The organism is Cylindrospermopsis curvispora GIHE-G1, from assembly GCF_014489415.1.
Taxonomy (GTDB): Bacteria; Cyanobacteriota; Cyanobacteriia; order Cyanobacteriales; family Nostocaceae; genus Raphidiopsis; species Raphidiopsis curvispora_A.
Genome location: NZ_CP060822.1, coordinates 2,170,380 through 2,185,223, shown reverse-complemented (window position 1 = coordinate 2,185,223; position 14,844 = coordinate 2,170,380). Strand labels below are relative to the sequence as shown.

Annotated in this window: 13 protein-coding genes and 1 pseudogene; 9 read left to right on the top strand and 5 right to left on the bottom strand. The window is 40.3% G+C overall.

Annotated features, from left to right (window positions below):
* The first annotated feature begins 204 nt into the window (after positions 1–204).
* The 6 genes and pseudogenes from gyrA (at position 205) to lnt (ending at position 6,787) form a co-directional block, all read left to right on the top strand.
* Complete coding sequence (gene gyrA, locus IAR63_RS09765) at positions 205–2,808, top strand: DNA gyrase subunit A (protein ID WP_187705130.1); 2,604 nt, start codon at positions 205–207, stop codon at positions 2,806–2,808.
* Positions 2,789–3,010, top strand: coding sequence for a hypothetical protein (locus IAR63_RS09760; protein WP_187705129.1), 222 nt, complete (start codon positions 2,789–2,791; stop codon positions 3,008–3,010). Before gyrA ends, IAR63_RS09760 begins: the two co-directional genes overlap by 20 nt.
* 30 nt (positions 3,011–3,040) lie before the next feature.
* Positions 3,041–3,934: an adenine-specific DNA-methyltransferase gene (gene yhdJ / locus IAR63_RS09755; RefSeq protein WP_187705128.1), complete on the top strand. Its 894-nt coding sequence runs from the start codon at positions 3,041–3,043 to the stop codon at positions 3,932–3,934.
* Entirely contained in the window at positions 3,915–5,042 is a 1,128-nt protein-coding gene (locus IAR63_RS09750) for a restriction endonuclease (RefSeq protein ID WP_187705127.1), read from the top strand. Before yhdJ ends, IAR63_RS09750 begins: the two co-directional genes overlap by 20 nt.
* Positions 5,043–5,061: 19 nt before the next feature.
* A pseudogene (locus IAR63_RS18785) lies at positions 5,062–5,181 on the top strand (DNA gyrase C-terminal beta-propeller domain-containing protein); the annotation flags it as partial.
* A gap of 64 nt (positions 5,182–5,245) precedes the next feature.
* The gene (gene lnt / locus IAR63_RS09740; RefSeq protein ID WP_187707431.1) at positions 5,246–6,787 is read left to right on the top strand and encodes an apolipoprotein N-acyltransferase; all 1,542 of its coding nucleotides are present in this window, start codon (positions 5,246–5,248) and stop codon (positions 6,785–6,787) included.
* A 25-nt stretch (positions 6,788–6,812) separates the two neighbouring features.
* On the opposite strand, the gene IAR63_RS09735 is transcribed toward lnt, so the two are convergent.
* Positions 6,813–7,541, bottom strand: a complete 729-nt coding sequence (locus tag IAR63_RS09735) for a DUF1995 family protein (protein WP_167379335.1) — start codon at positions 7,539–7,541, stop codon at positions 6,813–6,815.
* A gap of 222 nt (positions 7,542–7,763) precedes the next feature.
* On the opposite strand from IAR63_RS09735, the gene IAR63_RS09730 reads away from it, so the two are divergent.
* From IAR63_RS09730 to IAR63_RS09720, 3 genes are all read left to right on the top strand, one after another.
* On the top strand, positions 7,764–8,891 hold the full coding sequence (locus tag IAR63_RS09730) for an alkene reductase (RefSeq protein WP_187705126.1): 1,128 nt from the start codon (positions 7,764–7,766) through the stop codon (positions 8,889–8,891).
* 84 nt (positions 8,892–8,975) lie between these two features.
* Positions 8,976–9,806, top strand: a complete 831-nt coding sequence (locus IAR63_RS09725; protein ID WP_187705125.1) for a hypothetical protein — start codon at positions 8,976–8,978, stop codon at positions 9,804–9,806.
* A 125-nt stretch (positions 9,807–9,931) separates the two neighbouring features.
* The gene (locus IAR63_RS09720; protein WP_102943858.1) at positions 9,932–11,443 is read left to right on the top strand and encodes a UbiD family decarboxylase; all 1,512 of its coding nucleotides are present in this window, start codon (positions 9,932–9,934) and stop codon (positions 11,441–11,443) included.
* Positions 11,444–11,478: 35 nt separating this feature from the next.
* Here IAR63_RS09720 and IAR63_RS09715 read toward each other — a convergent pair whose 3' ends face one another.
* From IAR63_RS09715 to IAR63_RS09700, 4 genes are all read right to left on the bottom strand, one after another.
* Positions 11,479–12,471, bottom strand: coding sequence for a hypothetical protein (locus IAR63_RS09715; RefSeq protein ID WP_057178423.1), 993 nt, complete (start codon positions 12,469–12,471; stop codon positions 11,479–11,481).
* Positions 12,472–12,481: 10 nt separating this feature from the next.
* Entirely contained in the window at positions 12,482–12,727 is a 246-nt protein-coding gene (locus tag IAR63_RS09710) for a hypothetical protein (protein WP_006276474.1), read from the bottom strand.
* Between the two features lie 570 nt (positions 12,728–13,297).
* The gene (locus tag IAR63_RS09705; protein ID WP_096543451.1) at positions 13,298–13,792 is read right to left on the bottom strand and encodes an Hsp20/alpha crystallin family protein; all 495 of its coding nucleotides are present in this window, start codon (positions 13,790–13,792) and stop codon (positions 13,298–13,300) included.
* A 290-nt stretch (positions 13,793–14,082) separates the two neighbouring features.
* Positions 14,083–14,844: a thioesterase II family protein gene (locus IAR63_RS09700; RefSeq protein ID WP_096543453.1), complete on the bottom strand. Its 762-nt coding sequence runs from the start codon at positions 14,842–14,844 to the stop codon at positions 14,083–14,085.

The following is a 14,844-nucleotide window of genomic DNA, read 5'->3' as shown; positions in this document are numbered from 1 at the left end:
AACTATTCCCTATTGTCTATTATTACCTTTTGATGATGTTTAATGATATAATACCCGAGTTGAGCCATTTTGACCACAAGTTTTAGCAACAATGTGTTAGAATTATAGCTGAAACATGACAACTTTTCAAAATTAGTTGGAAGTAATTTTGCATTTTGTCAACTAACCAGGTTAAAATCTAGGATTTTTGGAGTTTTAAAGTCTATGACAACCTCACAGGAGAGGATTATCCCGACCGATTTACGACAAGAGATGTCACAATCTTACCTAGAATACGCTATGAGCGTCATTGTCGGTCGGGCGCTACCAGACGCTAGGGATGGTCTTAAACCTGTACACCGCCGCATCCTCTATGCCATGCACGAACTAGGTTTATTACATGATCGCCCCTTTAGAAAATGCGCTCGTGTGGTGGGAGAAGTACTGGGTAAATATCACCCCCATGGTGACACCGCTGTATATGATGCTCTGGTGCGAATGGCACAAGATTTTTCCATGCGATCGCCTCTGATTAATGGTCATGGTAACTTTGGATCGATTGACAATGATCCACCAGCGGCGATGCGATATACGGAATGTCGTCTTCAAGCTTTAACCAGTTCCTCTCTGTTACAAGATATTGAGTCAGAAACTGTTGATTTTATTGATAACTTTGATGGTTCCCAACAAGAACCAACCGTTTTACCTTCCCGAATTCCCCAGTTACTGCTCAATGGTTCCTCGGGAATTGCTGTGGGAATGGCGACTAATATTCCTCCCCATAATTTGGGAGAACTAATAGATGGATTGGTAGCACTGATTCATAATCCGGAAATAACAGATACTCAGTTAATGCAGTATGTTCACGGTCCCGATTTTCCCACAGGGGCGCAAATTCTAGGAACGTCAGCCATTAAGGAAGCTTACACCACCGGTAGAGGATCAATTACCATGCGGGGTGTGGCTACAATTGAAACCATTCAACAACGTAACCGACCGGAAAGAGAAGCAATCATTATTACTGAATTACCCTACCAAACTAATAAAGCAGCATTAATTGAAAAAATCGCTGAGTTGGTTAATGATAAGAAAATTGAGGGAATTGCGGACATTCGAGATGAGAGCGATCGCGATGGTATGCGCATTGTTATTGAACTAAAACGCGATTCCTATCCTCGTGTAGTATTAAATAACCTTTATAAACAAACTCCGTTACAAACCAATTTTGGTGCCAATATGTTGGCTTTGGTAAATGGAGAACCTCAAATACTAACTCTCAAGAATTTTCTCACGGTATTTCTGGATTTTCGCATAGAAACAATTAATAGACGTACTCGTTACCAACTCAGAAAGGCTGAGGAAAGAGACCATTTATTACAGGGTTTATTAATTGCGCTTGCCCATTTAGATTCAATTATTACTCTAATTAGAAGTGCTCCAGATGCGCCCACTGCTAAAGGAGAATTAATTAATAGCTATGGTCTATCAGAGGTTCAAGCAGATGCGATACTACAGATGCAGCTACGAAGATTAACAGCTTTAGAAGCAGATAAAATTCGCTTGGAACACGAAGAATTGCAGTTACAAATTACTGACCTACGGGATATTTTAGACAGACGAGAAAGAGTACTAGAAATTATCGAGACTGAAGCTGGGCAAATTAAGACCCAGTTTGCCACACCCAGACGCACAACTATTACCCATGCAGAAGGGGAAATAGATGATATTGATCTAATTGCCAATGAAAAGGTTCTAATTCTGCTGACGCAGCAAGGCTACATCAAGCGGATGCCAGTTAGTACCTTTGAAGCGCAAAATCGAGCTACCAGAGGTAAGGCGGGAGCTAAAGTTAAGGATGATGATACTATTGAGCATTTCTTAACTTGCTGTGATCATGACAGTGTTTTATTTTTTAGTGATAGGGGTGTGGTGTATAGTCTCAAAGCCTATCAAATACCAGAGGGTTCACGCACTAGCAGGGGTACACCCATTGTTCAGATGTTACCTATACCCAAGGAAGAGAAAATTACTTCGATTGTATCCGTAAGCGAATTTAGCAGTGAAGAATATTTAGTTATGTTGACTAAGGGGGGTAACATCAAAAAAACCGCCCTGGAAGCATTCAGCCATATTCGCGCTAATGGATTAATAGCTATATCCCTAGAAGAGGGAGATCAACTACGATGGGTAAGACGAGCTAAACCGGAAGATAGTGTCATGATTGGTTCAAGACAGGGAATGGCCATTCACTTCCGCTGTGATAATGATCAAATGCGTCCTCTAGGTAGGGCTACCCGTGGAGTTAAGTCCATGAAACTGAAAACGGGAGATGAATTGATTGGTATGGATATATTGCCTGCTGCAATTCTTAACACCTTGAACACAGATACGGAAATGGAAGAAGAACCCACGGAAGTTGAGGAACTCAGCGACAATATTGAAGAAACCTCTAATATTGAGATAGCTACTGGTGAACCAGCTAATATCTTAGGTCCATGGGTACTAATTATTACCATAGGAGGTTATGGTAAGCGAGTGCCAGTGGGACAATTTAGACTTCAGAACCGAGCAGGTCAGGGACTTACAGCGACGAAATTCAAAAACCGCAAAACCAAAGACCAACTAGCAACTTTGCGTATAGTTAACCCTGACGAGGAAATCATGATGGCCACCAATCGTGGTATAATCATTCGTCAGTCAATCAATGCCATTTCTATCCAGTCCCGCACAGCTACAGGTGTGAGAGTGCAAAAACTAGATGAAGATGACGCAATTACTGGAGTAGCAGTGGTTCCCCCCGATGCTGGAGATGGTGAAGAGTCCGAGTAAACAAATACAAGAAAAGTTAAAACCTATACTTTTCTATATAGTACCTTTAAGTAGTGGCATTTTGATGGGAGTCACCGTTGCTCCTGTCAATGCTTGGTTTCTAGCCTGGATCGCCCTGGCTCCATTATGGGTAATCGTGGTAAAATATACTCGAAAATCCCTCCCCTCAGCTTCCTGGTGGGCGATCGCCTATCATCAGTGAAGTAGTTCAGCAAGAAAGAATATTATTGACATGATGAACATTGAACGTTACGAGCATGGTGGTCACATTTTATTTCATGGTGATGCTTTAAGCACGTTGTCGAATCAGGTTGCTTCTCAGTCTGTGGACCTTATTTTTGTTGATCCCCCCTATAATATAGGAAAGCGTTTTTCAAATTTTTATGACAAGTGGGAATCTGAAGATAAATATGCAACATGGGTGTACAATGTACTTGAAGAGTGTACACGTGTATTAAAACCTAATGGAAGTATGTATGTTATGGCAAGCACTCAGGCCATGCCATACTTTGATCTTTACCTGAGAAAAACTATGACCATTCTCAGTAGGATAGTATGGCATTACGACAGTTCCGGAGTTCAAGCAACAAAATACTTTGGCTCAATGTATGAGCCAATCCTTTATTGTGTTAAGGATAAAGGTAATTATATTTTCAATTCAGATGATATTAAGATAGAGGCGAAAACTGGTGCAAAACGAAAATTAATTGACTATAGAAAAACCGTTCCTAGACAATATAATAGTGAGAAAGTGCCAGGCAATGTATGGTATTTTCCCCGAGTGAGATATCGGATGGAAGAATACGAAAATCATCCCTCACAAAAACCTGAGTCTTTGTTAGAAAGGATTATTCTTGCCAGTAGTGATCCGTCCAATATTGTTCTTGACCCATTTGCGGGAACTTTCACTTCTGCTTGTGTAGCCAAAAGGTTAGGAAGAAATTCCATTAGTATAGAATTTCAGGAAGAATATCTTAGGATTGGGTTAAGGAGAATTCTTGGATGGAAAGAATATAAGGGAGAAAAACTATTACCCCCATCGAAGAATTATGTTAGTAAGAATCAAAACAGACACAAAACAAATGTTATCCAGAGAGGTCTCTTTGATGCTGACACGACAGCATGAATTCACCGAAAAAATTGTTGAAATTCTGAACTACCACTTTGCAGATCAGGGGATTATAGTTTTGAGTTCTAGTGAGTTATTACAATATCTAAACATTAAAACACAAGCTGCTAATCGAGGTTCAAAATCGCGAGCAGGATTGGCAAATCATTATGCAGTTTATGTTTTAGTCGAAGACTATCTCAATCATAAATTTCATATTAATGGGGGGTATGAAGATTATCAAGGTGCTCAGTTTGTGAACCTTTTTCGCAGACAAAGAGAACTACCATTTGGTAATAAACTTCAAAATCACGCTTTAAATCATCGCCTGAATCAAGAATTCAAGAAATACTTTCCGACAATACCCTATGTGCCTATAATAAGGGATACTAAAACCAGCAGATATTGGATTAACGAAAATCTTATTAAAATTTTAGTTAATGGGAATCAGATAAATATTGCTCAGTCCGTAAAAGATATAATTGATGCTTATGTACATGCACGGGTAAATTCATTTACTGACTTCATTATGTATTGTAAACGAATGATCAATATGCAACTTCAAACCCAACCTGAATATTTGGAATTCATCCAAAGCTTATTGAAGCCAAATATCGATGCAAGAATTTTTGAAATTGTCAGTTATGCGATTTTAAAGCAATACTATGGTGATCAAAAAATTTACTGGGGATGGTCATATGATAATATAAATGCTGAATACCTAATTTTGTATAAAACAGGTCGCACAAATGCAAATGATGGAGGTATAGATTTTGTAATGAAACCTCTTGGAAGATTTTTTCAAATAACAGAAACTGTTGATGTTGGAAAGTACTTTTTAGACATTGATAAAGTACAAAGATACCCCATAACATTTGTTGTTAAAACTGAACAAACACCAAAGGAAATCTTATATAAGATTCAGCAGCAAGCTGTCGCAAAATATAGTGTTAAAGCTATTGTCAAGAGATATATGGAATCCATAGAAGAAGTTATAAATATTCCGGAACTAATACGTCGATTTAATTTGGTCTTGCAACAAGACAAAGGAAATTTAGTGATTGAGGAAATAGTTTTACAAAGTCACATTGAGTTCAATATGGAGACTGAGGATGTCCTAAAATAACTTGTAGGTCAATCAATGCGTTTCCATCCAGTCCCGCACAGCTACGGGTGTGAGAGTGCAAAAACTAGATGAAGATGACGCAATTACTGGAGTAGCAGTGGTTCCCCCCGATGCTGGAGATGGTAAAGAGTCCGAGTAAACAAATACAAGAAAAGTTAAAACCTATACTTTTCTATATAGTACCTTTAAGTAGTGGCATTTTGATGGGAGTCACCGTTGCTCCTGTCAATGCTTGGTTTCTAGCCTGGATCGCCCTGGCTCCATTATGGGTAATCGTGGTAAAATATACTCGAAAATCCCTCCCCTCAGCTTGCTGGTGGGCGATCGCCTATCATGGAATAGCTTTATCATGGATTACAGGTATTCACCCCATGAATTGGTTAAATGTTCCCTGGTGGCCAAGTTTATTAATTACCATCTTTTGTTGGTCATTCATTACCTTGTGGGGAGCATTATTAGTCGGACTATGGGCATTTTTGATGGTTAGGTTAAATCGCCAAAAACCCTGGTTACGAGTTTTAATCGGTACAGCTTTGTGGTGCGGATTAGAAAGTTGGTGGAGTACAGGTTCCCTATGGTGGAGTTCTTTATCTTACACACAGTCACCGTACAATTTAGCACTTTTGCATTTGGGGCAACTTTCTGGTCCTAATACCATTACAGCAGTAATTGTAGCTGTTAATGGACTAATAGGTGAGGCATGGATATGGCAAAATCAGAAAAAACGAGAAGTAATCAGTACAGACAAACAATGGAATGGATTAACTAGGTTTAGGAAAGTAGTGACAGAGTTGATTAATAGATATTCTATTTCAGCAGTTATTTTATTAATTGTCTCCCATATTTTAGGATCAATCCTATATTTCCAGCCATATTCTCAACCACTGAATAATCGTCAAAATTCGGGTTTAAAAATAGGGATTATTCAAGGTAACATCCCCAATGAAATCAAATTGCTTCCCCAAGGATTTACCAGAGCAATTACAGGTTATACTAATGGTTATATCAACCTAGCAAATCAAGGAGTAGACGGAGTATTAACCCCTGAAGGTGCTTTGCCATTATACGATAAGAACTTGCCTAATACACCCCTGTTGAATGCAGTTAAACAAAAAGGAGTGGTGGTGTGGATAGGGGGTTTTGGGAGAACTGGAACGAGCTACACCAATAGTTTATTTAATATCAATAGTCAGGGACAAATTACCAGCAGATATGATAAATCTAAACTAGTTCCCCTGGGTGAATTTGTGCCTTTTGCCGAGATTTTTGGCAATTTAGTTAAAAGACTATCACCTCTGGATGAACACCAAATACATGGTACCAAACAACAAGTTTTTGATACCCCATTAGGTAGAGCAATTGTTGGTATTTGTTATGAATCTGCTTTTACAGAAATATTTAGATACCAAGCTAAGAATGGGGGAGAATTTATTTTAAGTTCATCCAATGATGCTCATTACACAGCAGCAATGGCGGATCAACACCATGCCCAGGATGTAATGAGAGCAATTGAAACAGATAGGTGGGCAGTTAGGTCTACCAACACAGGTTACTCAGCCTTTGTGGATCCCCATGGTAGAACCCTATGGAAGTCGGGATATAATGTTTATGAAACTCATGCAGAAACTATTTATCCACGTCAAACTCAAACCTTGTATGTGCGATTCGGTGATTGGATTATGCCTTTACTGCTAGTGTTAGCAGCATTAGGACTTATATATAAGTCATTATTGCAAATTTTATAATCACCTTTTGCATACCAATTACATATTAACTACTTAAAGCCTTAATAAATCTCTGCAAGCTTTTAAACACAGTAGGCTTTTTGCTTGCTGTGATCCCGGTTTCTGGTTGTCCCTTGATTAAAATTGAGTCTATCTCATCTCCAGAAGGTTTTTGAGGTAGTTCAGCAATTTTCTGGTACTCACCATCGGTTTCCAACCATATTTCCCAGTTTCCAGGATAGGAACGCATGAGGGCGCTTTGTTCATCAATAGGACGTAGATAATAGCAAGATTCAATGGTACTAATAAAACGCCTGCGGGTTTCCCGTGCAGCATAACCAATACCCACCACACTAGAGTCTTCCAACCGAGGATTTAACATCACAAAAGGACGTTCACCGATAATTTGACAGAGTTTTTCCAATTGAGCTACTTCCACTGATGTGGGAGCTATAAACAAGAAAATTTCATCCTCTGGTTGAATTTTTGATTCTGAAGAAGCAGCTCTTCCCGTACCGATATCCATAATTTTGAAGGGTATATCACCCCAATCTCGACGAGCTAAAGCAGCAGCACCCGCATCAGCAAAAAACACCTTGAGACGAGATTCATATTCGGTAAATAGGGGGAGAAATTGTTCAGCGACTGGCATAAATTGCAGTTCTGGGAAAAGCAACTCTACCTGTATTCGCGTTTTACCATCAGACAAAGCCGATCTTACCGCTGCACGGGATTGGGCAATTGCTTCTTCTAGGGTTTTGGGTAGTTCAGTCAAGGTAGCCATGATCTTCTAGTATAACTCCAGGATGAAGATCCAGAAACATTTATTGTGCTGGTTTATTATATAGATTATATACTAGTCTAGCAGGAATACTATTGCCAATTTTGCCAAATATGTCTGAAACCCTATTGATATCCTTAGGATTTTATTGGGTTGAAAGCGGTTTCAGGACTTTGTAAGGTATTGAGAAACAAATTAATCTTTTAAGCAGCAATTATGACCAGTCTTTTCGATTCCCTCACCCTGGGTGAACTAAATATCCCTAATCGGATAATTATGGCTCCGCTAACCAGGATGCGCAGTCACCAACCAGGTAACATCCCCACTGCACTAAATGCAACCTACTATCAACAACGAGCTAGTGCAGGTCTGATAATCAGCGAAGCAACTCAGATCATCCCCGAAGGTCAAGGATACCCTGCTACTCCTGGAATCCACAGTCCTGAACAGATTAATGGCTGGTCGCTGGTAACACAAGCTGTTCATGAAAGGGGGGGAAGAATCTTCCTCCAATTATGGCATGTGGGCAGAATTTCCCACTCTTCTTTCCAACCCGATGGTCAAGCTCCCTGGGCACCTTCCTCTATTACTCCCCAAGGCAATACTTTAACTAGTACTGGTAAGCCAGTTCCTTTTGAAACACCTCGCTCTCTCACCACCACTCAAATTGCCCATCTTTTGGATCAATACGAGCTTGCTGCTCAGTACGCTCAACAAGCAGGTTTTGATGGTGTGGAAATTCATGGTGCTAATGGTTACTTACTTGATCAGTTCCTCCAAGATGGCAGTAATCAACGCGTGGATATCTATGGTGGGTCGGTGGAAAATAGAGCTAGATTACTTTTTCAGGTGATTGAAAGATGTGTCAAAATCTGGGGTAAGGGTAGGGTGGGGGTCCGTCTATCTCCCTATGGCACTTTCAACGATATGAAGGACAGCGATCCTGTAAATCTTTTCCGCTATGTTGTTGAAGGGATTTGCAATGTGGGTCTTGCTTATATTCATTTGATTGAACCACGTTCTACCAGTGCTGGTGGTAGTGATAAAACCGATGAAAGTGCGCCCAGCACCGCTGTTCTATTTGGTCCAATTATCCAAGCTGGTTCCCTAGGTACAAAGCTAATATCGGCGGGCGGGTATAATCGTGCAGAAGCTCTATTGGCAATTGCGGAGCATAAAACTGATGCAGTAGCTTTTGGCAGGTTCTATATTTCTAATCCTGATTTAGTTGAACGTTTGAGAGAAAACCACCCCCTAACTCCCTACGAACGAGCAACTTTTTATGGAGGTAGAGAAAAAGGTTATACTGATTACCCAGTATTTTCATCGGGGAAAGATAGGTAAATTTTAAAAAAATAAAGACACCATTGGTGTCAGTCTCAAGGTTAAATATACAATCTGTAGATGGAATTGATCTAATCGCTCACTATGAAAAATCGGCAACAAGTATTTTGGATGGGTTTAATTTTCCTTGCTTTGTTAGTTTTCGGATGGCAACCAGGAGTATTGGCTCAAACTGCAACGCCCACTAATGTTTATGAATATCTCCTGCAATACCAACCAGAAACTTATAATCTCTTGAAAAAACAATTAGATGGTGCGATTGAAGACGCAAAACAACCCCTCGCAGAGGAAGTGGTTAGTGATCTGTGGGCCTTATCCCCCAATAATCCTCAAATTAAATGGAGGGAGAATAATGGTAAAATCGAATATCTCATGTCTAGTTGGAGATATGTAGCTAATCCCGCTGTGGATTGGCCAGTAGGAGCTAAAAAACAACTGACGTATCAAACCTGGTTTACAGCAGTACCTCAGGTGAAGGAGTTTTGTCAGAAATATCAAGCCACAGAACCACCTATCCCAGACAATATTGAGCTTTCTCTCAGACTACAACAGTATTTGGGACTGGTTTTAAATAAGTATTCCAGTAAAACTCATTTTGTGGAAATGTGGGTGAAAGCAGAAGATTTAATTCGACCATGTATTGATCAGGAAATTAACGATACCAGTTGTCATCTTTTACCCCTACCAGTACCTGATAATAGTCCTGTAATCAAGGCAATCTATACCAATTCCTACACCAATGCTAAAAAGGAATATTATCCTTGGTCGGGTCTAGGTTATACATACGATTGGGGTAATCCTCAAAAACCACATGTGGGTCCTAGCGAGTTTATTATTAACCCAACAGCGGAAAACCCCGTCGAAGTGGAAGTGGTTTCCGTTACTCCTACTCAGGAATACTGCCATATTCAATAATCCAACAACCCCCGATTTATCGGGGGACTTGTGGTCACCCCACTTTTACTCATCAACCCTGTCTATAGCGTTCTGGCTAAAGCTATAATATTAAGAATAATTTACATTTCTTAACTGTTGGGAATATGGCGCGAGATTTACGGGGATTTATAAAAATTCTGGAAGAAAGAGGACAATTAAAGCGGATTTCCGCATTGGTTAACCCAGATATGGAGATCGCAGAAATTGCTAACCGCATGCTGCAAAAAGGAGGACCAGGTCTATTATTTGAAAATGTCAAGGGTGCTTCTTTCCCCGTAGCAGTAAATTTGATGGGCACTGTGGAGCGAATTTGCTGGGCTATGAATATGCAACACCCAGAGGAATTGGAAACTTTGGGGAAAAAGTTAAGCATGCTTCAACAACCTAAACCTCCTAAAAATCTTTCCCAAGCTATAGATTTTGGTAAGGTGCTGTTTGATGTTCTTAAGGCCAAACCAGGAAGGGATTTTTTCCCCCCTTGTCAACAAGTGGTTGTGGAAGGTGAAGATTTAAATTTAAATAAGTTACCTTTGATACGTCCTTATCCCGGAGATGCCGGTAAGATTATTACTTTGGGATTGGTAATTACTAAGGATTGTGTCACCGGTACTCCTAATGTAGGTGTGTATCGTTTACAACTACAGTCCGCCCAGACCATGACCGTACACTGGTTATCAGTTCGGGGTGGAGCTAGACACTTACGTAAAGCTGCTGAACGAGGCAAAAAGTTGGAAGTAGCTATTGCCCTAGGTGTGGATCCCCTAATAATTATGGCAGCAGCTACTCCTATTCCTGTGGACTTATCGGAGTGGTTGTTTGCAGGGTTATACGGGGGTTCTGGAGTGCCATTAGCCAAGTGTAAGACGGTGGATCTGGAAGTGCCCGCAGATTCTGAATTTGTGTTAGAGGGCACTATCACCCCTGGTGAGGTGTTACCTGATGGACCCTTTGGTGATCACATGGGGTATTATGGTGGTGTGGAGGATTCCCCCTTAATTAGGTTTGGGTGCATGACGCACCGTCGGGAACCGATTTATTTGACCACTTTTAGCGGTCGTCCGCCTAAAGAGGAGGCCATGATGGCCATCGCCCTGAATCGCATTTACACGCCCATTTTAAGGCAACAGGTGTCGGAAATAGTTGATTTCTTCCTCCCTATGGAGGCCTTGAGTTATAAGGCGGCGATTATTTCCATAGACAAAGCCTACCCAGGACAAGCGAGAAGAGCAGCTTTAGCATTTTGGAGTGCCTTACCCCAATTCACATACACGAAGTTTGTGATTGTTGTAGATAAGAATATCAATATTCGGGATCCACGTCAAGTGGTTTGGGCAATTAGTTCTAAAGTTGATCCATCTAGGGACGTATTTATATTGCCCAATACACCCTTTGATACCCTGGACTTTGCCAGTGAGAAACTAGGACTAGGGGGTAGAATGGGGATAGACGCGACGACCAAAATTCCTCCAGAAACTGAACACGAATGGGGAGAAGCTTTAGAATCTGATCCTAATATTGCTGCTTTAGTAGATAGACGCTGGGCAGAATACGGGTTAGCCAAATTAAATTTAGGAGAGGTCAACCCCAATCTATTTGGGTATGACATCTCTAAATAGGTGTTGGATCAAGAGGTCTTTTGTTACGGCAAGCTCTAAATATCCCTAGGAAGTAGGTTGGCATTCCAGGTGTAAAAACCAACTTGATTGGGAACTCTGGAAAATCTACCCGTGCGATGACCTCTAGATAATTCGTTGAGGGTCTTATTTTTGATCCGGGCAATTTGCTGATCGTCAAGGTTACCATAAATTCCCTGGATCACTTCATTTACAGTAAAGATCTGACCTCTATGTTGTTCTAAGAACAAACTGATAGCATCAATGAGAAACTGACCTTCAAACTGTTCCAGCACCGGTATGATAGTGCTGGGTGATGCGCTTGCGGTAACAGACTTTTTCTTTTTGGTATGACTTGCTGAAGATGAACTACGACGGCTATAGTCCAATAGATTTAGTGCCAAAGTGTAACAACCAGGTTCATTAGGAACCGCATACCAATCACCCTTTTCCCTACCCTGGGTTAAAGAAGATTGGAGTCTACCCTTAACAATTCTCAAAACTGCAGGTTCCAAATTGCCATAGAGCGATCGCAAAATGAAATCTATATGACAAGCAGTTCCAGCGTGCTCATCGAAAAAAAGTCTTAAAGCTTCCATTCTATTTAGAGATTTGTACTGAGCGATCATAGGAACTTCCTCCCCTTTCCCAAAGGACTTATGGGTTTCCTCTGAAGGGGGGAGAACCGTTGCGTCTATTGCATCTGTAATTGGCTCAGGGGTTTCCGGACATACTTCCTTTTGGTTCTTATGTTCCAGACACTCAGATGCGAAAGACTCTAAAGTGGATTGGTGATTCGATGCTAAAAATAGCTGGGAACTCACTTGGTCTTCTTCTAACTCTGAAATAGGTTCATGATCGTCAGAATAGGACCATGAAGATAATAAAGCTTCCACATGATCCAGTTGCGATCGCGCCTCAATAAATAATTTCTGGTACTTCTGTACCAGACTGGCATAGTAGTTTCGTAATTCCAGCAATGGATTAATAAATGCTTCTGAGGGAGGTTTTAATTGTTCTGGAGAGGTCATATTACTGCAATCATTCTAGGGTGACATCGCTTTCATAATTCATAACACGGGGTTTTGCTTTTTTGGAATTACCAAGGGATTTTTTTGGTGGTTGTGGAGGGCGACAAGTTTCACAGTAGAGAGGTCTTGGTCCAAAAGTTTCCCGTTTTGTTGTTTGATTACACTCCTTACAGACAAAGTTAAAAATTCGGGTATGAATCTGTCTTTGATGGGCTCTGACAGTATATTCTCTCACTTGGATAATTTTGGTAGCCATAAATAAGAAACGTTGAATTGTTCAGTACTCTTAATATAGCTATTCAAGCAAACAAAGTTATTTCAGTGTTTGTTTTTCCACAAGTTTTTTTGAAATCCTTAAAATATAGCTTTATCCAGAGGGATTAGGACAGGGTTGATGGTTGCTGGGTAAGGGTTCTGGCTTGCTTCCGCCCCCTTACAAGTGGCTAGGGCTATAAAATTGATTAAACTGTATAAATCAGCTCTTTAAAAATCAGATATTTAACTAATGTCAATATGCCCTATTTTGATATTGCTCTTTTAATATTAAGCTACTTGAGCAAAAACAGTGAATCTTTATCAATCTCGAACTTCAGGTTTTTCACTTATCATTCTATGTAATCTGATTACCTGTATTACAAGTACAAAACTTTGCACAAAGTTAATAGTTCTTAGGTTATTAACTGGACTCATCAATATCTATCGTATCTCCGCTGCGATCGCCATTATCAGATCCCATGTCCAAGTTTTTAAAAACCATTGGGCCACTGGAATATCAGAAGTCAGATAGTGATTAACTACTGACTTCTGATAGTTAATTGTTCAAGAACTAACCAAGATTAACTTTGACAGCTCTTTGTTTTTCCGCTTCTGTTTTAGGCAAGTTTAATCGGAGAATACCATCCTTATATTCAGCCTTAACTTCCTGATTTTTCACTGTTGAAGGCAATGGAATCACTCGCTGAAACTTACCGTAACGAAACTCAGAACGAGTATAACCCTCCCTTTCGGTAGTAGTTTCTGATTTTCTTTCTCCAGTAATAGAAACCGCCTCGGGTGTTACTTCCACAGTTACGTCCTTAGCTGTCAATCCGGGTAATTCCACTCTTAGTTTAAAAGCATCCTCCGTTTCTTCTAGTTCAGCTGCGGGGATAAAAGTTAACCCAGCTCTTTCACCTCCATCAGTGGGTAACATTCTTTCAAATAAACGACCCATTCGTCGTTGTAGGGTCTCAATTTCCCGGAAGGGATCCCAGCGGTCCAGATCACGGAAGGGTTCTAAACGTTCAATTTCACGGATGGGATCCCAACGAACTAATGCCATAACTATCTCCTATACAATGCTCGATTTGGATTGCGGAGGCTGAAACTCAAGCTTCACATTCAACAATTAACAAATGGCAAAACCGGCATATTTCTGGATATTCTTGGTATCTCTAACTTTGTGAAACACGGTCTTTTTGCTTCCTGCTCTAACAGTAACACAAAATAATAAATTAGAGACGTTCGGTTTTATAGCTATCTAGTCGAAATAGCCGTACCTGATTGATGATTCTTCCATGATAACCGATTGCTTATTTTATCACCAATTTAATGACCAAAATCTATCCTATGTCAGTTTTTGGATAACTTTTGAGATATATATTGTAGAAGCAGCTCTTGATGGGAGCGAATAAAAAAGTGATTACCTGGCAAGGTATAGCAAGAAAACTCCCTATTCGTATGTTCCTTCCAACCGACTAAATCATCATGATTTACCATGGGATCCTCCGAACCACCAAACACAGTAATAGGAAAATCAAAAGGTGGTTCAACTTTATAGATATAAGTGTCTAAAACCTCAAAATCAGCTCGGAGAATAGGCAAAAATAATTCCCTCATTTCTGGGTTCTTGAGTATTTCGTCAGGGGTGCCATTATACTTAGCAATTTTCTCCAAAAACTCCCCATCAGGTAGATGATAAATCCCCTCGTCCCTACTGTGATTTTGGGGTGCATTACGAGCTGATATAAATAGATGTAATAGGGTTTTATATTCCAGAGCATATTCTGAGCGCAATAACCGAGCCAATTCAAAACCAACTAATCCTCCCATGCTATGACCAAAAATAGCAAAAGGCCTATCCAACAATGGCAAAATATGCTCAGCTATTGCTCGGACCAAAAGTTCCATTTTTCTGTAGGGAGGATATTTTACTCTCCCTCTTCCAGGTAATTCTACACCACGTACTTCCACAGTCGAAGGTAAATTTTTAGACCACTGATAAAATACGCTCGCACGGGCACCAGCATAAGGCAAACAAAATAAACGTAACTGTGGCTCTGAATGGGTCTGAGAGCTATCCGTTTTAGAATTAAACTTGATTAAATAAACCAT

Bases quoted from the DNA above. Each gene is read 5' to 3' on its own strand.
- gyrA (WP_187705130.1), top strand. From the start codon at position 205: ATGACAACCTCACAGGAGAGGATTATCCCGACCGATTTACGACAAGAG.
- IAR63_RS09760 (WP_187705129.1), top strand. From the start codon at position 2,789: ATGGTGAAGAGTCCGAGTAAACAAATACAAGAAAAGTTAAAACCTATA.
- yhdJ (WP_187705128.1), top strand. From the start codon at position 3,041: ATGATGAACATTGAACGTTACGAGCATGGTGGTCACATTTTATTTCAT.
- IAR63_RS09750 (WP_187705127.1), top strand. From the start codon at position 3,915: ATGCTGACACGACAGCATGAATTCACCGAAAAAATTGTTGAAATTCTG.
- lnt (WP_187707431.1), top strand. From the start codon at position 5,246: ATGGGAGTCACCGTTGCTCCTGTCAATGCTTGGTTTCTAGCCTGGATC.
- IAR63_RS09730 (WP_187705126.1), top strand. From the start codon at position 7,764: ATGACCAGTCTTTTCGATTCCCTCACCCTGGGTGAACTAAATATCCCT.
- IAR63_RS09725 (WP_187705125.1), top strand. From the start codon at position 8,976: ATGAAAAATCGGCAACAAGTATTTTGGATGGGTTTAATTTTCCTTGCT.
- IAR63_RS09720 (WP_102943858.1), top strand. From the start codon at position 9,932: ATGGCGCGAGATTTACGGGGATTTATAAAAATTCTGGAAGAAAGAGGA.
- IAR63_RS09715 (WP_057178423.1), bottom strand. From the start codon at position 12,471: ATGACCTCTCCAGAACAATTAAAACCTCCCTCAGAAGCATTTATTAAT.
- IAR63_RS09710 (WP_006276474.1), bottom strand. From the start codon at position 12,727: ATGGCTACCAAAATTATCCAAGTGAGAGAATATACTGTCAGAGCCCAT.
- IAR63_RS09705 (WP_096543451.1), bottom strand. From the start codon at position 13,792: ATGGCATTAGTTCGTTGGGATCCCATCCGTGAAATTGAACGTTTAGAA.
- IAR63_RS09700 (WP_096543453.1), bottom strand. From the start codon at position 14,844: ATGGTTTATTTAATCAAGTTTAATTCTAAAACGGATAGCTCTCAGACC.